Source organism: Sphingobacterium sp. E70 (assembly GCF_019285695.1).
In the GTDB taxonomy this organism is placed as follows: Bacteria; Bacteroidota; Bacteroidia; order Sphingobacteriales; family Sphingobacteriaceae; genus Sphingobacterium; species Sphingobacterium detergens.
The window spans coordinates 3,939,119-3,956,411 of sequence record NZ_CP079104.1 but is presented as its reverse complement, the minus strand read 5'-3'; the positions used below and the strand labels follow the sequence as shown (position 1 = coordinate 3,956,411).

Here is a 17,293-nt window from a genome sequence, read left to right as displayed (position 1 = left end):
TTGTATCAGTGATCAACGAAAAACTGATTATCAATGGATAAAAGGACCAACAATAGCAAGAAAATTAAAACATATCATTTTCTCCCATATAAATATAATCGACATTTGTTATTCGATATAGGTCGCATTGAAACCTTAGAAAATTATGTTTTAGATGACTCATTGCATCAACTCAGTTTCTATGAGATTATTTTTATAGAAGAAGGAACTGGGACATTATCAATTGGTGATAAAACAATCTCACTTTCCAAGGAAAGCATTGTCTTTACCAGTCCTGGACAGACGCGAAGATGGGCAATTGAAAAGGATATAACTGGTTATGTCCTATTTTTTGAAAAAGACTTTCTTGATCTATTTTTTTCGATAATCTGTTCCTCTATAGGTTTCAATTCTTCCATCAATATATCCAACCTCCTGCTCTAAAACCGGACGAATATTTTTTCAATCAATGTCTCCACCTGATTCAAACAATAACGCGAGAATTTTCCTGTCTCTTGCATGATAGCGATCATTTAATAAGAGCTCTTTTATATCAGCTACTCATAACAATAAATCGCCTTTATTCAAAAACATATAACCTTCAAGACAATGGTGTCATTCATTCAGATTTCCAAAAGTTCAAGCTTCTATTGGAAAAAGAATATACCATGAACCATAATATAAGCAGTTACACGAAGCTGCTCAATATCAGCCCGAAAACACTTAACAGGCTATGCAAACAATATAGTGGTTTATCGGCTCAACAAATGATCCATCAGAAATTGATATCGGAAATAAAAAAGAACTAATTTTAAAAAAATCAGCCAAAGAGATTACCTATGCTTTTGGTTTTTCGGACCCATCGAACTTCAATCGTTTTTTAAACGAAATACCGGACTTACTCCGCAGCAATTTCAAAAAGAGGTATAGCTCCATCTTTCATCAGCTAGACTTAAACGGATATTGCAAATAAATAATAACTAAATTGAGCATTAGGAACGGTAACTCAATGACCACGCCCTTTAGGTCTTTATTTACCAAATGGAAACAAATAATCATCAGAATTGTTGCAGCCATTAAAAAGTTGCCCCAGACAAATGTCTTAGGAAACAGAATCAGAATAGCTGCAAGAATTGTGACAAGACCATTGATACATACTGCAGTCTTACTGAATCCCCAATTACCAAACAGCTGCAACATTTCCTGTTTGCCAGAAACCATGGCATACCCTGTTTGAAACCCATGGCAACTGCGATGAGTACCAATATCACATTTATAATTTTCAATACCATCATTTTACATCTTTAAAGATCCAAACAACAGTACTATGACTATTGTTTGGAGCAGAACGACCTTTCCTTTTACATCGTTGTTTCTCATGATTTATCGTTTATAATTAAAAAATTTGACCTACATCTATTTTGTGTCAGACGTATCTATATAAGACGATTGAGAACTCGATTTGTCCCTGGAAATAAAAAAATGAGACCTACAGATAGGGGATATCGTTATACAAAACGATGCAGATTGACATCCGATATTTTGCATTTTATTGGTTTGTACGTTCAATTTATTAGATAAGGAGCATCGCTTTTTTTTCTCAGCATACACACCCAATGTGTGCTTCATTGTGCATTTGAACTTATTTAGTGTTATCTTAGAACAAAAAAACATGTATTTATCCAACATCAGAACATTGAGATTATCCTGTGTTTTATTCGTGCAATTACTTGTTCTTAATGTAGTCGGACAAGAAAATAAAGCGCCTATTATGGGCTGGAGTAGCTGGAACAACTTTCGTATTCACATTAATGAAAACCTGATTAAACAACAGGCGGACGCCTTGATCTCAACAGGCCTATATCAGGCGGGCTATCGCTATATCAATGTTGATGACGGTTATTTTGGAGGCCGGGACAGTCATGGAAAACTTTACGTGGACAGTACTAAATTCCCGAATGGCATGGATTCCATCGCAGCATATCTCCATCAGAAAGGATTAAAAGCCGGTTTATATTCCGAAGGAGGGCGAAATACCTGCGGATCGATTTGGGATAACGATAAAAAGGTATTGGAGCAGGAATGTATGGACATGAGCAGCAGGATGCTGAACTATTCTTCAAAGAATGGAACTTTGATTTTATTAAGATAGATTGGTGTGGCGGACTGGAAATGAAACTAAATGATCAGGAACAATACAGTAAGATTATTTCCGCCATACGCGGGGTTAAGCCCAATGCGCGGATCAATATCTGCCGCTGGCAATTTCCCGGCGAATGGGCTATTAAACTAGTGGACTCCTGGCGGATATCCGAGGATATTCGAAACAATTTCGGTTCTGTTTTAGCTATTATTGATCTCAACAAAAATTTGAATCAATACAGCAGCCCCGGCCATTATAATGATATGGATATGTTGCAGGTAGGCCGAGGAATGACTTACGAAGAAGATAAAACACATTTTTCCATGTGGTGTATGCTGAATTCGCCACTTCTAGCTGGGAACGACCTCACCAAAATGTCGAAGGAAACCATTGCCATATTAACGAACCGAGAACTGATTGCCTTAAATCAGGACACAGCCTTTAAACAAGCTGTATTTATAGGAAATGACGGTACGGTTGATCTTTGGATGAAGCAACTAAAGGGTAAAAACAATACCGCTATCGCTATGCTGAACAGATCGGATAAGGCTGTGGATTATCATCTGGACAGTAAAAAGCTTCAAATTTCTCCGAATACCAAAGTACGTGATCTTTGGATAAAGAAGGATTTGGGAAGACTGAGCAACATCAAAACATTACACATTCCGCCACATGGTATTGTGGTGCTAAAAACGAAATAAACATCATGTATATAGACAGTCTCCAAACACTTAGCCCATTTCGTTGAGAGATTGAGCTACTTTGCTTGGAGACTGGTTATTATTGAGGCTCTTACTAGGAAATAGTATACGTCTTTTCCGTCGTAACAGTATAACTATCTGAAATGACGTTATCCACAAATCTCCATTCTGCAAGCGACGTGGCGGCCGTAAATTTCACTTGTAGATACCCTCTCTTATAAAGATTGGCATATTCTAGTTCATCAATTAATACAGAAAAAGCCTGAGCAAGTTCCATTGCTTTTTTAGTATCTGTGGTAATTCCCAAGTAACTCTCTAATCCAGGTGAAGAGACCGAACTGCAGGCCAATTCTGTTCCTATAAATTTACCCTGAGCATCTGCCAATTTTCCTAGCCATGCATTGTGTGTATCGCCAGCCAATACGACGACCTTCTTACCTGCTAAAATCGAATATAAACGCTCTCTTTCCATAAAATAGCCATCCCATGCATCGAGATTATAGGGCAGTACCGTTGTAATTCTTGCGATGTCCTGCTGTGTCAGTGTAGGATCTTTTGCAGGTATCTCGTTTTTAGGATGACCAACTGCCCTATTGCAGCTGAAAGTGCAGCCATTGTAGATGGCTGAGCATTTCCAAAATGTGCTATTTCAGTCATCACTTGGTTCAGCAACATCAAGAGTTCCGCAGGAATCAGCATCTTAGTCATAAGGATCTGTTGCCCCAACACTTTCCATGTTGTCGTATCAGCGTTAATCTGAGCTCCTAACCAAGTCATTTGTTCGTCACCTATCAACTTTCTATTGTTACTGAGCAGATCAGTCTGAAATTGTGTCTGTTTAAAGTTTCCGCTTCCATCTATATAGTTTGTGTAATCCAATTGTTTATCCCGTGCGATTATCCGGGTATCCAGCATATAGAGTGAGAGCAAATTACCAAAGGTAAAACTCCTATAAATACGTTGGTCCTTGCCTGTCTTCAGGGAATATATTCACTATAAGCTTGAAAAGCAGCCATTTTACGGGTGTCAAAGCTTCCCTCCTCTGGCTGATGATTTTCAGCGCCGGATCGGTATGCATTATCGGCAAGTTCGTGATCATCCCATACACAAATAAATGGTTTTTTCTGATGAAGAAGCTGCAAATTTTTATCACTTCTATATTGTCTATATCTTTCTCTGTAATCTGCGAGATTTACAATCTCTTTAGCCGGTTTATGGGCTCTGCCGAGTTCATTGGTATAGGGATTGGTGCCATATTGACCAGGAGCATACTCATAAATGTAGTCCCCGAGGTGTACAACAACATCAGCCTCCGATTTTGCAATCGCCCCATATACGTTGAAAAGTCCAGCTGGAAAATTAGAACAAGATACCACAGCCATTTTTACTTCATTGACATTATCTGTTTTAGCAGGAAGCGTTAATGTTTCACCAACAACACTTGCTTCTTTAGTCTTGGCATTATAAAATCTATAATAATATTTTGTATTGGATGCGATATTCTGAACATCAATGGCCAATGTAAAATCATTGGCAACATCGGCCTTCACCTGTCCCCTTCGAAGGATCTCCGAAAAGCTATTCTCTTTACTTATTTCCCAGGTAATTTCAGCATCTGTCTCTACAGAATATCTCGTCCAGATGATTATCCCGGTTGCCGAGGGGTCAAAGCTCGCAACTCCAGATTCAAAGCCACCATTTTTAAGGTTGTCTGGTGCGCTATCAATATCTGTAGGGTCATCCGAACAGCTTTCAATAAGCGGTGCTATAAAAACCCCTCCTGCTGCAATTAATGAATTTTTAAGAAATCTCCTCCGGTTAATTTGCTCGTTATTTTTCATCTCTACTTTTTTAGGTGAAAATACGGCGCCACCGGAAACTACATGTTAAGCCAATTTTATTTATTCTTTATCTTTCCAATTATATATAAACTATACGATGACCTACTCATTTTTTTAATTTGTCAAACTTGTTGATGGGATACTTTATTCTTATTTTCTCCGATTAGATAGCTTTAGTGTAATAATAGTTGAAATTATCCTGGTGTCAATGCTCTTAACAAGAACAAGTAAATTAAAAACCAAATGCACCAAAACCGCCCGACTTATCACCGATCACCACCAAAATCGGTCGTGTCAACAATATTCCGGCGAGATAAAAGCCATCCCAGCCCATTCCAATACTTAAACGGGAGTATACAACACACTTGGCACCGCCCACAATTTGTCCCTGTGATATTGTACAATGATCTGTTGCCTCCAATACATCAATATCTGTTATACCGGCAGCTTTACCAGCCTCTACTGATTCAGGTAGCATTTTTTACTGATATTGATCAACAGATTCATGATACAGGTTCTATTTTAGCTGAATTTAAAATCTTAAATTAGCGTATCGAAAACGATAATTGAACATGCTTAATTTTTTCAAGAATAGCTCCAATTTCCCAAAAGAAAATGATAAAAACCGCATCTGGCTGGATGGCGATCGCTTACATTACCTCGATCATGGTAACGAAGAAGAGGTCAACTTATCTCAATTGCGCTATGCATACGTTCAATTATTAGCTGGAGATCCCTACTTATTTCTATTTGACGATCATCAGCATTATATTCCCGCTCGTTCACAAGGTTTTTCGAAGGTCTATCCCAAGTTGTCCGAGCAATTTGGATTTGATGATGCATTATTCTTTCATACCATTAAGCAAAAACAGGACTGCAAGGCCAAAATCTGGATCCAGCAACAAACTCGCAACTATAATATTCTACCCGGGGACTTTGAAGATGACCATATAGGTTTTGAGGTTTATGCCGAACCAACGCAATTTATTTCTTGGGATATCAGCTATGCCGACATCGAAAAACTCGGTATTGGACACCAATATGCAAGCGAATATGGGACACTCTATTTCAAAATAGATTACCCGGTTCGTATCGGCAATCTATGGTTGAAAGAACTGGAAATTTACTGTGATGATATTCCACCGCATGTACCAATTCAAGAGTATTTTATCACTATTTATGACGAGTCCAATACAGATAAAAGTTACAAAGACCTCCGCGATCTTTGGTTAGATGGCGAAGACTATGACGCGGAGGATTATGGTTATGAAAGAGAAGACCAATGCTATTTATCTTTTGATTTTGGTGATCACATCTCCTCCTCCATCTGTTATACCTACGATGATGAGAGCAACTACGACGATGGCGGTACCTCCCTCCATTTTTACAACCAGCGTGATTACCCCGCTCTTTTGGAAAATCCTGCATACGATCAGCTCATCGAAGTGACCGAACTTGTCAAATTGAAAACAAGTGGGACATTAAGGAGGATTTCCGCAAAAATGCTGCTGTAAAAATATTCCCACAAGCATACAACAACAACTGGGAAAGTCAAGCGGTATCTGGTTGGACAAGAAAAATAATAAAATTGGCTTTGCTGGAAGGAAAACAAGTCTAATTTACGATATCGAGGACATTGATTTCTTCGAAATTGAGAATGTCCTACCTGCAAAAGGCCCCGGCTATGCCATACTTCGTGCGAACTTAATCAATGGCAGTTATAACTATATTTTTGACGCCGATACCTACGAACTGGATCCTTATGCAATCACATTGGAAAATTGGACGCATAAAAAGTCTCGATACCTGAAGCGTATTATAACTGTTAAGTTTCTATCCTATATTACGATTAGAAACCACAGAAATCAGATTCTTCTGCCTCTCAAAACTGTGGAAAACAATCTTTTTCTCAGCTATTCTTAGCTGTCGCATTTCCTATAATTTTTTAAGTTCCGCTTCCGGCCAAGTAATTAATTCCTTTAGCAGATAGGTCTTTGGCTTGGCCTCATCAGCAAATTGCTCCAAAAACTCCGGCAAATCTCCTTCGACTTTTAACAGCTTCCCACCCTGTAAGACGTCATAACCTTCTGCCAACCATTGTTCTATTTTCTTTCTATTGATTTGAGTATGTTCCATAGTAAATTATTTAAGCTTGTGCTACCCGTGCTTGTGTGTCCAATAAGTTCTTCTATCCTTTTACTTATTAAATGAACAATGTTCAAGCGGATATCGTTTCAGCAAGGTGAGTTGAATTCCTCAGTTTTCAATTTCAATAGAAATAAAAGGCTAAAAAATTAGCATAAATGATCAAGAGTGGAATAAAAAAAAATAATACACTTATAATAAAACAGTTAACGAGACAAAACATTTTAAACGAATGAAAAACCAAGGCTTGGCAAAGTATTTGTTACAACAGCGAAAGTTTTCAATTCGAAAACTTAACACTAACATTTTTTAAAATATCATGAAAAAGTACTTCTACCTATTCTGACACTTTTTACATTCTTATTTGTCATCAATAGAGAGGCAAATGCACAAACACCTTATCGTACAGCCCTTGGTCTAGGTATCGACCTTGGCGATGGCCAAACACTATTCGGTCCACAGATAAAACACAGTTTTGGCAGAAATGATGCCGTAAATGCACAAGTATTGTTCGGAGATAACATTACAGTTGTTGGTGTAGACTATTCGTACAACGAACGTATACGGGGAACCCGTGGCCTATCTTGGTATGTTGGCGTAGGTCCTCAGGCTTCGTTTATCGACTATGGCAAATGGCATGGCGACTGGGATGATGACTACCATTGGAAAGACGGAAACACACACACGCATTTTGCAATCCGTCCAGCTTTGGGTTTAGAGTTTAGAATTCCTTCAGCGCCATTGGCAATGCATTTTGACTGGAAACCTTGGTGGAACTTATCGCATGGTTCGAATTTCGAGGCCTCGCGTTTCTCATTGGGATTCAAATTCGTTTTGAAATAAAAACTGATATTCAGAAACAACAAAATCCTGCTAACTTTATGTTCACGCAGGATTTTTTGTTTCTGAATCTTTAAACGCTTCAATCTTCTTGCACTGCTTTCATATGCTCCTTCCCCAGCCCTCCAATTGGCTCAATATGGGCAGAAGCCCTTTGCCTAATAAGGTCAATTCATATTCAACTCTTAGCGGCACCTGTGCATATACTTCTCTTCGGATTAATCGGCTACCCTCCATCTTCTTTAATTGGAGTGTCAACATACGCTCTGTAATATTGGGAATGCTATTTTTCAGTTCAGAAAATCGCAGCCGACCTTTCTTTAGGTGGTAGCAAATACACAGAATCCATTGACCGCTGATCAAGTTAATCGCATAGATTTCAGCACAATCTTTTTCCAACGTTTTTTTATTCTCAAAATTTGTTGACGTCTTTTTAATTTTAGTCATACTTACATTTTTGTATGTTTCATACAACAGGCTGTTTATTTGCAAACAGTTGCTGAGGTATCTAAATTTACAAAAACACCACAAAAATTTATTCTGTAAATGAAGGAACTTATTTTTTTGACGATCATTCTATCCCATTTTCTTATGGCAACAGCACAAAATAAACTCGATCTAAATAGAATCAATAGCGAACTAAAGGCAAGTATTGAAGGCACCGCGCAATCCCTTGAGCTTGATAGCTCCCTGTTCCTGAATAATCCGGCAGCGATACAGCAGGAAAGAGCCGAATTTATAAGAAACAATCCTATTCAAAAACCAGTTCATATTCAGGTTCGCGATATTTTTATCGAAAGTACAATAGATAAATACAATATTAGGCTACACTGCTATCAGCCCAAAGACTATAGCGCTGAACGGGTCATTCTTTATTTCCATGGCGGCGGATATATTTTTGGTCAACCAGAACAAGTTGACGGGCAGATGTTTCAGCTTGCAACGGCAGCCAAAGCCACCATTATATCCGTAGATTACCGTTTATCCCCTCAATATCCCTTTCCCGTACCTGTCACAGATGGTTTTGACGCACTACAATGGATAATTAGAGATGGAAAAAGATTTTGAATATCCATCCAGATGCGATCACGGTATACGGCGCCAGTGCCGGTGGCCATCTAGCCGCTGCCGTCACCCAAATGGCTGTAGATAACAATATAAAGAACATAAAACATCAATTTTTGCTGTACCCTGTCATCCATAACAAACTTAATACACACTCTATGGAGGAATTTACCGATGCCCCACTCTGGAACAAAAAATATGCTGAGATTGCATGGGCTCATTTTCTCGGTAAAAACAATGTAAAGAAAAGCATTCGATATGCAGATCTAACACACTTTGATAAGTTTACATATCTGCCACGAACCACAATTGTAGCCTGCGAATTGGATCCACTGCGCGATGAGGGTATCGACTATGCCCAGAAATTATACCAGGCAGGAGTAACAACAGAACTATGGGTTGTCCTGGAGCATTACATGTGTTTGATTTATTCCCGTCTGCACTTACGGATAAATTCACCAGGTTTCTGACGGATCGGATTTTAATGGACTAATTGCTGGGTGTGGACGCTGTTTCGTAAAAGAAAACACGATGACCGAAAGCCGAATAGTTGATGAATACAATCCTCCGGGTATATAAGCAGAGCTAAAAACATGGGCTATTCAAAATAATTGGATAACCCATGTTTTTAGTATAAAGGAGATTTACATTCCCTGCTTTTTCATATAATCAGTAGCCAGTTGGATATATACCGGAGTAGCCTCTTTTACAGCTTGACTAAGCTGGTCGAAAGTAATGATCTCGGGATCCCCAAGACTTTGGCAAAATCAATTACCAAAGGAACATCGGGTTTGATACCTTCTCCTATTCCGTAAAGCTTTCCTGTACGATCTTTAATGACGCTGGTTGTCAAATTGATCATGTAATTATTTCCAACTGCGAATTGCTCGTTCGCGGAAGTATGACCACTTGTTGTCTGCCCGATGACGGTTGCATTTTTCTGCCCTTTAAAATGAGCCGCAAAAAACTCGCCTGAGCTTGATGTAAACCGACTGACCAATAACACAATAGGCACATTTTTATTTTTTAAAGCAATAGGTGGCACTTTATCGTATTCCAGGTCAAATAACTTAGCCCATTTTTGATCCTGATCATTCAGATTATTCATTCGTACATTTTGTTTGGATTCAACACCCGCTCTATCCACAACCGAATAAGTGCTGTCGACATCGATCAAATCCGCAAAGTGCCAGATCATCGGAAAAATGCTCCCGCCATCGTTTTCTCTCAGATCGATGATCCAGCCTTTTGGCTGCTGTGCGTCCAATATTTTTAGCTGTGCTCCTATAGTGTCCACATATCGTCGTTGCTCATAAACTACCGCTGGGATCCGAATATAGGCATAACGGTCTTTCGTCATAAAATGATTAAAAACTTTGGGTGGAAAACCGGCCTCCTGATCGGTCATACCGGCCATTCTTACAAACAACTCCTGTTCAGCCTCCTTATTTTGATCAGCTTTCTCAAAAAAAAAGTCTGGAATGACCATCCTTTAATTGACTTAAGATTTTTTTAAAATGGGGTTCCAAGGCATTAATATCCGATATGGTCCTTGTCTGTTCAATAAAAACTGGCCGGATAGAATCCCATTTGATCAACGATCCACGATAAGCATACCGTTGGACAGTATCTAAAAATGCATTGGCAAGCTGGTTCACCGATGAGACCTGGGCATAGGACCGGACAAAAAAACCGGTTAAAATCAGTAAAAAAGGACTATTTTCTTTTGCATCTGGTTAATAATTATCCCTCCAATGAGATAGCACTAAATTAGTTTAAAAATATTTCTCTAAGCGTAACAAGATTGAAATGTTTTACACAGATCCGGTATAATGCCCTGTCAATTTACCTAGGGTGTCTTTATCTTTAACCCAACAAAGAAAGTTCGGGGCATATTAGGACCGTAAATGTAATTGCTATCCCGATTTTTACCTATATCAAAATCATGCTGGTAAGCGTTAAAAATATTCTTCACCCCAGCATAAACTTCGATCACATTTTTAAATTTTGACAGATTAAAAGTATGTGACACTTTACTATTTACCTCTGAGAATGCCTTTGTATGAACCATTTGATCTTCCGGAAAATTGTCCGCACCACCAGCATGAGCGATCTTCATCTTACCCGTGTACACATAGTTCAAATTGATTGTCCAGCGTTTATTCGGTGTAATATTGAGGTTTGCAAAACCATATTCATCTGGTGTTCTCAAGAATGATCTAGTAGCTTCTATACCCTCCAGGTAAGATACAGGATTTTCATATTTGCTCTGTTGCAAGGTAAAGCCGGTCTCCAGTTGCACCTTTTTATTATAATTGGCACGCAATTCAAGTGTAGTCCCCGCTACCTTCGCATTATTCCCATTACGTTTTTCAAACACCTTACCAAAGTCGTCCGTACCGATTTCCTCAAGTACAAAGGCATTTTTCAGTTGTGTATAGAATCCCTCCAATGTAAAACCCGCAATCCATTTCTCCGTGGCTTTATCATAGTTTACCGAGCCGCTGAAACTCTTTGATCGCTCCTCCCGAAGATCTGGAGCTAATTGAACACGTGAAACACCACCTCCCGCAAAGGCAATATGAAGGTCTGTATCAAAAGCCTGTGGTGCCCGAAAACCCGTTCCATAGCTAAGGCGAAACTGCGTATTGGCCGCATGCTTATATAACAGTGCTACACGTGGGCTGACAATCACTTTGTCCAATAGATTATGTTTGTCCACACGAACACCAGAGAGCAAGTTAAACTTGTCCGCAAAGTCCCAGTCACTCTGAAAAAACTCCCCAATCTTTCGTATGCTGATCGACCAAATAGTTATAACTCGGAATTTCATCGTAAACCTTATCGGACACATATTCCGATCCAATCGTCAGCACATTCCGATGGTTCAAAAAATTGCTAATCTCATGGTTCAATTGAAAACCGCCCTGTAATGTTGTTGTCTTTGAATCGCCATAAGGCGGATTTTTGAGGTGATTTTCGATCTCTTCCGGACTATCTGGGAATATTCCGGTATAATGCTTTCTATTGGTATTTTGAAAAGCTGTATAGAAGATCAATGAAGATTTATCCTGATTAAAATTAATCTGATAATCCGCACTTCCCATCCATATTTTATGGGTACGTTCCTCAGACTGAAGTGTAAGGTAGGCCGGTTTTTTCGTCATCTCACCCCAAATCTATATTCGTTCAGATTGCTCAAGGAGACTTCCAATTTTTGATTTTCAGAAAATTGATAGAATGAGTTGATACCGAAGGAGGTATTTTCAATTTTAGGTATTTCCGAAAAATTATCACCATTTGCATCGTAAAAACCGCGATCGCGCTTATTGAAGAAAAAGGATGTTCCTGCGTTCCCCTTTTCATTGACCAAGGTGGCATTTCCGCCAAGATTAAAATCGCTTGTTTTTCCATCAATGCTTTGGTAAAAGAATTGACTTCATAACCACTCTGCTTCGGCAATTTGGTGATCACATTGACAGTGCCCCTATGGCACTTGAACCATATAACGAAGAACCTCCACCTCGGACCACCTCAATCTTTTCGATCATATTGACCGGCAGTTGCTCCATCCCATAAAGCCCCATCAAAGGACTGAAAATAGGCCGCCCATTAATCAGTATCTGCGAATATCCCCCTGGAGTCCATTCATCCGCAATTGGGTGTAGTTACAGGTCTGACAGTCTGTTTCCACCCGCAAGCCCGGTTGAAATTTCAGTCCCTCCGAAAGATTACATACCTGTAGGTTGTCCAGGGTTTTACTATCCAAAATATTGACGATCACCGGACTTTCAGTTTTTCGTTTAAATGTCTTCGTTCCAGTGACCACAATTTCATCCAATAAAAAGATGGAACCATCTAAACGGATATCCCTGGTCTCAGATACATGTTCGATCCTGATCGAATCGCGATAAGCATTAAAACCAATATGCTTCACTTCTACTTCCCAAGTACCATAGGGAATCTTTTCCAATGCGAATTTTCCAAGCTCATTGGATTTGGTGCTCATCTTAAGAAGAGGGATAGCCACAGATACCGACTTCAGCGGAAGTCCATTGCTATCATAAATTTTACCTACTACCTTACCTGTCTGCCCAAAGGAAATAAATCCGATCAGCATGAATACTGTTGTCAAGAGAACTCTGGATCCCGTCATCATTGTTTTGTTTTGATTAATTATAAATTTAGAATTACAAATCTAATAAGTTAGATTATACTAACAAAATATTTTCTAACATTACTATTAGACGAGACTAATATTTATTAAATTTGGGCTATGATATCACAGACTGAAGAGAACTACTTAAAGGCATTATACAATCTGACTTACCTAAAAGGCGAGGCCAGCGTCAACGAGATCAGTAAACGACTGGAAATCAAAATGCCAACGGTAAATAGCATGATGAAAAAACTATCCGAAAAAGGTTTGGTCCATTACGAAAGCTACAAACCCCTCAAACTTACAGAAGAAGGAAAAAAAAAAGAAGCTGCACTTATCATTCGCAAACATCGACTTACCGAAATGTATCTCGTTGAAAAAATGGGTTTTGCATGGGACGAGGTTCACCAAATCGCGGAACAGATTGAGCACATCCATTCACCTGAATTTTTCACCAAGATGGATCAATTATTGGGTTATCCGACAGTAGACCCCCATGGCTCGCCGATTCCTGACCATAATGGAGTCATGCGTTCGGAAAGCTATATCTTTCTCGATACATGCAAAACTGGAGATGTAGTGACGTTAATGGCTGTACAACCCTCTTCCAAAGAATTGTTACAATACCTGAGCGCCAAAGATCTCGAATTGGGCACAACATTAACCATCCTTTCCATTGAACCCTTCGACAACAGTATAACAGTCAGTTATGGCGATCGAACTTCAGCAGTACTCAGTAGTAAAGTAACCGCTACACTACTTGTACGCCCCATTTCTTAATAATAACTCTCTGTATTTTCGGGTCACCCATCCATACTTCCCAGGAGTCTGAACATAGGACTCCCATTTTTTTCTAATAGCCCTAAAACCTCTTCGGCACATTACCCATTTGCATCTTTTGACTAAAATATAACGCTACATTTTGTTAGTCTAATCTAATTTTATAATTTAGTAAAACTAAAAACAAAATAAGTAATGATAAACAATCAGGTAATCACATTGGGGTTATTAAAAAAGGAGAGCTTGCAAGCATCGCGGGAATAGCGACAGATTGTCGCCAGGAAATCCGACAGCGCTTGCTTGATCTAGGTTTTGTCAGGGCGCTGAAATAAGCATCCAGAATATAAGTCCCCTAGGTGATCCGATCGCCTATAATATACACGGCACCCTGATTTCACTTCGCAAAGAGGATTCGTTACAGGTATTGATTACCCATAAATAGATGACGATGAAAAACATACTGCATGCGAAACCTGCCAGCTGAATCCCACTTCGGATCTAAAGCAATGGGGAGCAAATTCGGGAAATTCCACCTACACTATTGCTTTAGCGGGAAATCCCAATACAGGCAAAAGTTCAATTTTTAACGCGCTAACGGGATTAAAACAACATACGGGAAACTGGCCAGGCAAAACTGTTACGCGAGCTGAAGGAAGTTATTCACATAAAGGTGATAAATTTAAAATCATTGATCTTCCCGGTACCTACTCCTTACTTTCTACATCCGAAGATGAAGAAGTCGCCCGAGATTTTATCCTATTTGGCCAACCCGATGTCACCGTCATTGTTGTCGACGCCAGCAGGTTGCAACGCAATTTCTGTCTAGTTCTTCAAATCCTCGAAATTAGCAACAAAGCGGTCTTATGCCTCAACTTGATGGATGAGGCACGACGTCATCGGATAGAGATTGATGTACGAACCCTATCAAAGGATCTCGGCATCCCCGTTATTTCCACCAGCGCCCGCACTAAAGAAGGCCTTTCAGACCTCCTGGCGGCCATTCATCAAGTGGCCGACGGTAATTTTCTCCCCACAAAAACAACCTCTTTTCAGTTGACAAAGCAAACCGGCACCGCTGTTGCGACAATAGCCAACCATCTCCACACGCTGGACAGCACGCTAACCAACACGAATTGGCTGGCCATGCGTCTGATCGAAGATGATAAAAGCATTATTGATGCCTTACAAAAAGGGCAACTATCCAATTCCATAGGCAGTGAAAACTTAGCCCCATATTACATCACGCCACAGCATATCGGTTTAAACTAGGAGATAATTATCGAAATGAGCTGGTTGAAGCGATCTATGCAAAAGCGAGCAAACTGGTAAAAGAACATGTTTCTACAGATTCGGAAAGCTATTCATTTCGAGTAGACCGCAGTATCGATCATATCGTCACCCACCGCATCTGGGGATTTCCGATTATGTTTATGCTGCTCGGATTAATCCTTTGGCTCACCATCACAGGGGCAAATTATCCTTCACAAATGCTGTCAACACTATTGCTCGATCATGTTTATACGTTTTTAAAAGATACGTCAACAGACATGGGTATTCCTGCTTGGCTAGGTGGGTTTCTGATTGACGGGATCTATCTGGCTACAGCCTGGGTCGTATCGGTCATGCTGCCACCGATGGCGATCTTCTTTCCATTATTTACATTGTTGGAAGATTTTGGGTACCTCCCTAGGGTTGCATTCAATCTAGACCGGATATTCAAAAGGCGGGTGCTCATGGCAAACAAGCACTAACCATGAGTATGGGCTTTGGCTGTAATGCTGCCGGCGTTGTTGCGACAAGAATCATCAACAGTCCACGTGAAAAATTAATTGCTATCATCACCAATAACTTCTCGCTGTGCAATGGAAGATGGCCCACACATTTTGATCGCCAGTCTTTTTTAGGTGTTTTAGTCCCCTCCAAATGGTCTGGTTCAGTGGCCATGTTTGCTGTAATTTTCATTGCGATACTTGGTATTGCATTTACATTTTTCACCTCCTGGCTATTGTCAAAAACATTGCTCAAGGGAGAATCCTCCTTCTTTACGCTGGAACTCCTCCCTTATCGCCCGCCGAGATTCTTTCAGACATTATACAGCTCATTCATAGACCGCACATTGATCGTCTTATGGCGGGCTATCATTTTTGCTGCACCCGCTGGTGCAATTATTTGGTTGATCTGCAACATTCATATCGCTGATCAAAATATCGCGCTCTGGCTCATTCATGGCCTCGACCCGATGGGCTTATTTATAGGTCTAAATGGTGTTATTTTATTGGCTTATATCGTTGCCATTCCAGCGAATGAAATTGTTATCCCGACCATACTCATGTTAACTGCGCTCACGGTAGGGAGTACCGGAGCTGGTACGGGTGTATTGTTTGAAGGCTCAGCAAATGAGGTCTCTACCCTATTACATGCGGGTGGGTGGACAACATTGACCGCCATTAATTTGATGCTGTTCAGTCTCCTACACAATCCCTGCAGCACGACAATATACACTATTTATAAGGAAACAGGAAGTCGCAAATGGACCGCAGTAGCGACATTGCTACCCGTATTTTATGGCCTGATTGTATGCTTCCTGGTAACAAAAGTTTGGCACTTTTTTGCCTAATCTTTTGACCTATGATGCCTGTCCATATACCGTGCTGATTGTTTGCAAACAGTTCAGTCTATTCGAACTAAACCTTAGCGACAAAATCCGACTATTATATGATTTTATTATTGTGATCCCATTGATAAGTGATGGGATCTCCAGTCGCTATTTCTCGCTCAAGGATCTGCGCTGGGGTGAGATGTTCCAGATACATAATGAGCGCTCTTAAACTGTTACCATGTGCGACAATAAGAACATTTTTACCTGCGTCCAACTCTGGCTGTATGAAATTCTCAAAATACGGTATCACTCGATCGTAGGTATCTTTTAAGCTTTCACCGCCCGGAGGAGCTACATCAAAAGATCTTCGCCAGATATGGACTTGTTCCACACCATATTTTTCAGCGGTTTCATCCTTATTTAGTCCTTCTAAGTTTCCGTAGCTCCGCTCGTTCAGTGCAGCATCAACGATAATCGGAATATTGGGCTTTCCGATTTCCTCAAGAATAATTTGCAAAGTATGCTGGGCACGAATTAGTGTAGAAGTAAATGCGATATCGATTGATTCATTCATTAACGCTTTCCCAGCTTGTCGCGCTTCCTGTTGTCCCAAGACTGTGATATCAATATTTTGCCAACCGGTAAAACGGTTCTCAAGATTCCATTGCGATTGTCCGTGACGGACTAAAAATAATTTTACCATTACTCCTATTATTTATTGTTTTAGCGGATAGCTACCCGAAGCAAACTTATAACCAGCACAGCAATGAGATTTATTGAAGGGGTATTGCATAGATAATCCCCTATCAGATCATTTCTATTTGTAGCTATCTATAGACAAAATAATACTTTGCGGTCTTTTGTTTTAAAGTATAGCTAATCCTCTTCATATCGCCTAAATTTTATTTATTATTCGCGTTCAAATAATTGTACCTTGAATAAATCCAAAAAGCACATTCTTTTAGTTCGCATTTTAAAATTCAAATTCGTCTACTATAAATATTGCCCACAAAAAAAAAGCCTCTGGAATTACTCCAAAGG

At 39.8% G+C, this 17,293-nt stretch carries 26 protein-coding genes and 1 pseudogene; 13 read left to right on the top strand and 14 right to left on the bottom strand.

The window, feature by feature from the left end:
- The first annotated feature begins 105 nt into the window (after positions 1-105).
- Positions 106-423: an AraC family ligand binding domain-containing protein gene (locus tag KUH03_RS27785; protein WP_257087696.1), complete on the top strand. Its 318-nt coding sequence runs from the start codon at positions 106-108 to the stop codon at positions 421-423.
- A gap of 498 nt (positions 424-921) precedes the next feature.
- Here KUH03_RS27785 and KUH03_RS27780 read toward each other — a convergent pair whose 3' ends face one another.
- Positions 922-1,200 (bottom strand): DoxX family protein, encoded by a 279-nt coding sequence (locus tag KUH03_RS27780; RefSeq protein ID WP_257087695.1) that lies wholly within the window; start codon positions 1,198-1,200, stop codon positions 922-924.
- Between the two features lie 451 nt (positions 1,201-1,651).
- Between KUH03_RS27780 and KUH03_RS27775 the strand changes: the two genes are divergently transcribed.
- Both KUH03_RS27775 and KUH03_RS27770 read left to right on the top strand, forming a co-directional pair.
- Positions 1,652-2,131: an alpha-galactosidase gene (locus KUH03_RS27775; protein WP_257087694.1), complete on the top strand. Its 480-nt coding sequence runs from the start codon at positions 1,652-1,654 to the stop codon at positions 2,129-2,131.
- Positions 2,062-2,823, top strand: coding sequence for a glycoside hydrolase family 27 protein (locus KUH03_RS27770; RefSeq protein ID WP_257087693.1), 762 nt, complete (start codon positions 2,062-2,064; stop codon positions 2,821-2,823). Before KUH03_RS27775 ends, KUH03_RS27770 begins: the two co-directional genes overlap by 70 nt.
- Positions 2,824-2,917: 94 nt before the next feature.
- Here the strand turns inward: KUH03_RS27770 and KUH03_RS27765 are convergent, their stop codons facing one another.
- The 4 genes from KUH03_RS27765 to KUH03_RS27750 all read right to left on the bottom strand — a co-directional run bounded on the left by KUH03_RS27765 (position 2,918) and on the right by KUH03_RS27750 (position 5,142).
- Entirely contained in the window at positions 2,918-3,331 is a 414-nt protein-coding gene (locus tag KUH03_RS27765) for an alkaline phosphatase D family protein (RefSeq protein ID WP_257097389.1), read from the bottom strand.
- 32 nt (positions 3,332-3,363) lie between these two features.
- Positions 3,364-3,753, bottom strand: a complete 390-nt coding sequence (locus KUH03_RS27760) for an alkaline phosphatase D family protein (protein WP_257087692.1) — start codon at positions 3,751-3,753, stop codon at positions 3,364-3,366.
- Positions 3,754-3,800: 47 nt separating this feature from the next.
- Complete coding sequence (locus tag KUH03_RS27755) at positions 3,801-4,664, bottom strand: alkaline phosphatase (protein ID WP_257087691.1); 864 nt, start codon at positions 4,662-4,664, stop codon at positions 3,801-3,803.
- 232 nt (positions 4,665-4,896) lie between these two features.
- Positions 4,897-5,142, bottom strand: coding sequence for a hypothetical protein (locus KUH03_RS27750; protein ID WP_257087690.1), 246 nt, complete (start codon positions 5,140-5,142; stop codon positions 4,897-4,899).
- Between the two features lie 94 nt (positions 5,143-5,236).
- Between KUH03_RS27750 and KUH03_RS27745 the strand changes: the two genes are divergently transcribed.
- Together KUH03_RS27745 and KUH03_RS27740 are read left to right on the top strand one after the other, a co-directional pair.
- Complete coding sequence (locus KUH03_RS27745; RefSeq protein ID WP_257087689.1) at positions 5,237-6,178, top strand: hypothetical protein; 942 nt, start codon at positions 5,237-5,239, stop codon at positions 6,176-6,178.
- A gap of 52 nt (positions 6,179-6,230) precedes the next feature.
- Positions 6,231-6,587, top strand: coding sequence for a hypothetical protein (locus tag KUH03_RS27740; RefSeq protein WP_257087688.1), 357 nt, complete (start codon positions 6,231-6,233; stop codon positions 6,585-6,587).
- Positions 6,588-6,599: 12 nt separating this feature from the next.
- On the opposite strand, the gene KUH03_RS27735 is transcribed toward KUH03_RS27740, so the two are convergent.
- Complete coding sequence (locus tag KUH03_RS27735) at positions 6,600-6,800, bottom strand: hypothetical protein (protein ID WP_257087687.1); 201 nt, start codon at positions 6,798-6,800, stop codon at positions 6,600-6,602.
- A gap of 516 nt (positions 6,801-7,316) precedes the next feature.
- Here KUH03_RS27735 and KUH03_RS27730 point away from each other — a divergent pair.
- Positions 7,317-7,652, top strand: a complete 336-nt coding sequence (locus KUH03_RS27730; RefSeq protein ID WP_257087686.1) for a hypothetical protein — start codon at positions 7,317-7,319, stop codon at positions 7,650-7,652.
- A gap of 99 nt (positions 7,653-7,751) precedes the next feature.
- Here KUH03_RS27730 and KUH03_RS27725 read toward each other — a convergent pair whose 3' ends face one another.
- Positions 7,752-8,096 carry a helix-turn-helix domain-containing protein gene (locus KUH03_RS27725; RefSeq protein WP_257087685.1) on the bottom strand — a complete coding sequence of 115 codons (345 nt, stop codon included), beginning with the start codon at positions 8,094-8,096 and terminating at the stop codon, positions 7,752-7,754.
- A 99-nt stretch (positions 8,097-8,195) separates the two neighbouring features.
- Between KUH03_RS27725 and KUH03_RS27720 the strand changes: the two genes are divergently transcribed.
- Positions 8,196-8,717, top strand: a complete 522-nt coding sequence (locus KUH03_RS27720; RefSeq protein ID WP_257087684.1) for an alpha/beta hydrolase — start codon at positions 8,196-8,198, stop codon at positions 8,715-8,717.
- Positions 8,714-9,184 carry an alpha/beta hydrolase gene (locus KUH03_RS27715; protein WP_257087683.1) on the top strand — a complete coding sequence of 157 codons (471 nt, stop codon included), beginning with the start codon at positions 8,714-8,716 and terminating at the stop codon, positions 9,182-9,184. Before KUH03_RS27720 ends, KUH03_RS27715 begins: the two co-directional genes overlap by 4 nt.
- Before the next feature lie 236 nt (positions 9,185-9,420).
- Here the strand turns inward: KUH03_RS27715 and KUH03_RS27710 are convergent, their stop codons facing one another.
- The 6 genes from KUH03_RS27710 to KUH03_RS27685 all read right to left on the bottom strand — a co-directional run bounded on the left by KUH03_RS27710 (position 9,421) and on the right by KUH03_RS27685 (position 12,873).
- A complete protein-coding gene (locus KUH03_RS27710; RefSeq protein ID WP_257087682.1) occupies positions 9,421-10,203 on the bottom strand; it encodes a S41 family peptidase in 783 nt (260 codons plus the stop codon).
- 360 nt (positions 10,204-10,563) lie between these two features.
- Positions 10,564-11,454 carry a TonB-dependent siderophore receptor gene (locus KUH03_RS27705; RefSeq protein ID WP_257087681.1) on the bottom strand — a complete coding sequence of 297 codons (891 nt, stop codon included), beginning with the start codon at positions 11,452-11,454 and terminating at the stop codon, positions 10,564-10,566.
- Between the two features lie 25 nt (positions 11,455-11,479).
- Complete coding sequence (locus KUH03_RS27700) at positions 11,480-11,881, bottom strand: hypothetical protein (RefSeq protein ID WP_257087680.1); 402 nt, start codon at positions 11,879-11,881, stop codon at positions 11,480-11,482.
- The gene (locus KUH03_RS27695) at positions 11,878-12,087 is read right to left on the bottom strand and encodes a hypothetical protein (RefSeq protein WP_257087679.1); all 210 of its coding nucleotides are present in this window, start codon (positions 12,085-12,087) and stop codon (positions 11,878-11,880) included. Before KUH03_RS27695 ends, KUH03_RS27700 begins: the two co-directional genes overlap by 4 nt.
- Positions 12,088-12,184: 97 nt before the next feature.
- The gene (locus KUH03_RS27690) at positions 12,185-12,301 is read right to left on the bottom strand and encodes a TonB-dependent receptor plug domain-containing protein (protein WP_257087678.1); all 117 of its coding nucleotides are present in this window, start codon (positions 12,299-12,301) and stop codon (positions 12,185-12,187) included.
- A 29-nt stretch (positions 12,302-12,330) separates the two neighbouring features.
- Complete coding sequence (locus KUH03_RS27685) at positions 12,331-12,873, bottom strand: carboxypeptidase-like regulatory domain-containing protein (RefSeq protein ID WP_257087677.1); 543 nt, start codon at positions 12,871-12,873, stop codon at positions 12,331-12,333.
- A gap of 117 nt (positions 12,874-12,990) precedes the next feature.
- Between KUH03_RS27685 and KUH03_RS27680 the strand changes: the two genes are divergently transcribed.
- From KUH03_RS27680 to KUH03_RS27665, 5 genes and pseudogenes are all read left to right on the top strand, one after another.
- Positions 12,991-13,653 (top strand): metal-dependent transcriptional regulator, encoded by a 663-nt coding sequence (locus KUH03_RS27680; protein ID WP_257087676.1) that lies wholly within the window; start codon positions 12,991-12,993, stop codon positions 13,651-13,653.
- Positions 13,654-13,975: 322 nt separating this feature from the next.
- Positions 13,976-14,095, top strand: a pseudogene (locus tag KUH03_RS49240) (ferrous iron transport protein A); the annotation flags it as partial.
- On the top strand, positions 14,092-14,922 hold the full coding sequence (locus KUH03_RS27675; RefSeq protein WP_306429814.1) for a FeoB small GTPase domain-containing protein: 831 nt from the start codon (positions 14,092-14,094) through the stop codon (positions 14,920-14,922). The pseudogene KUH03_RS49240 and the gene KUH03_RS27675, both read left to right, overlap by 4 nt.
- 161 nt (positions 14,923-15,083) lie before the next feature.
- A complete protein-coding gene (locus tag KUH03_RS27670; RefSeq protein WP_257087675.1) occupies positions 15,084-15,404 on the top strand; it encodes a hypothetical protein in 321 nt (106 codons plus the stop codon).
- A gap of 2 nt (positions 15,405-15,406) precedes the next feature.
- On the top strand, positions 15,407-16,270 hold the full coding sequence (locus tag KUH03_RS27665) for a nucleoside recognition domain-containing protein (protein ID WP_257087674.1): 864 nt from the start codon (positions 15,407-15,409) through the stop codon (positions 16,268-16,270).
- 94 nt (positions 16,271-16,364) lie between these two features.
- On the opposite strand, the gene KUH03_RS27660 is transcribed toward KUH03_RS27665, so the two are convergent.
- The gene (locus tag KUH03_RS27660) at positions 16,365-16,955 is read right to left on the bottom strand and encodes a 2,3-diphosphoglycerate-dependent phosphoglycerate mutase (protein WP_120262010.1); all 591 of its coding nucleotides are present in this window, start codon (positions 16,953-16,955) and stop codon (positions 16,365-16,367) included.
- Between the last annotated feature and the right edge of the window lie 338 nt (positions 16,956-17,293).

Excerpts from the sequence above, each read along its gene's own strand:
- KUH03_RS27745 (WP_257087689.1), top strand. The coding sequence starts at position 5,237 with ATGCTTAATTTTTTCAAGAATAGCTCCAATTTCCCAAAAGAAAATGAT.
- KUH03_RS27710 (WP_257087682.1), bottom strand. The coding sequence starts at position 10,203 with ATGGTCATTCCAGACTTTTTTTTTGAGAAAGCTGATCAAAATAAGGAG.
- KUH03_RS27660 (WP_120262010.1), bottom strand. The coding sequence starts at position 16,955 with ATGGTAAAATTATTTTTAGTCCGTCACGGACAATCGCAATGGAATCTT.
- KUH03_RS27670 (WP_257087675.1), top strand. The coding sequence starts at position 15,084 with ATGCTGCTCGGATTAATCCTTTGGCTCACCATCACAGGGGCAAATTAT.
- KUH03_RS27720 (WP_257087684.1), top strand. The coding sequence starts at position 8,196 with ATGAAGGAACTTATTTTTTTGACGATCATTCTATCCCATTTTCTTATG.
- KUH03_RS27780 (WP_257087695.1), bottom strand. The coding sequence starts at position 1,200 with ATGGTTTCTGGCAAACAGGAAATGTTGCAGCTGTTTGGTAATTGGGGA.
- KUH03_RS27690 (WP_257087678.1), bottom strand. The coding sequence starts at position 12,301 with ATGGGGCTTTATGGGATGGAGCAACTGCCGGTCAATATGATCGAAAAG.
- KUH03_RS27750 (WP_257087690.1), bottom strand. The coding sequence starts at position 5,142 with ATGCTACCTGAATCAGTAGAGGCTGGTAAAGCTGCCGGTATAACAGAT.
- KUH03_RS27680 (WP_257087676.1), top strand. The coding sequence starts at position 12,991 with ATGATATCACAGACTGAAGAGAACTACTTAAAGGCATTATACAATCTG.
- KUH03_RS27725 (WP_257087685.1), bottom strand. The coding sequence starts at position 8,096 with ATGACTAAAATTAAAAAGACGTCAACAAATTTTGAGAATAAAAAAACG.
- KUH03_RS27735 (WP_257087687.1), bottom strand. The coding sequence starts at position 6,800 with ATGGAACATACTCAAATCAATAGAAAGAAAATAGAACAATGGTTGGCA.
- KUH03_RS27665 (WP_257087674.1), top strand. The coding sequence starts at position 15,407 with ATGAGTATGGGCTTTGGCTGTAATGCTGCCGGCGTTGTTGCGACAAGA.
- KUH03_RS27685 (WP_257087677.1), bottom strand. The coding sequence starts at position 12,873 with ATGATGACGGGATCCAGAGTTCTCTTGACAACAGTATTCATGCTGATC.
- KUH03_RS27775 (WP_257087694.1), top strand. The coding sequence starts at position 1,652 with ATGTATTTATCCAACATCAGAACATTGAGATTATCCTGTGTTTTATTC.
- KUH03_RS27755 (WP_257087691.1), bottom strand. The coding sequence starts at position 4,664 with ATGAAAAATAACGAGCAAATTAACCGGAGGAGATTTCTTAAAAATTCA.
- KUH03_RS27770 (WP_257087693.1), top strand. The coding sequence starts at position 2,062 with ATGTATGGACATGAGCAGCAGGATGCTGAACTATTCTTCAAAGAATGG.
- KUH03_RS27700 (WP_257087680.1), bottom strand. The coding sequence starts at position 11,881 with ATGACGAAAAAACCGGCCTACCTTACACTTCAGTCTGAGGAACGTACC.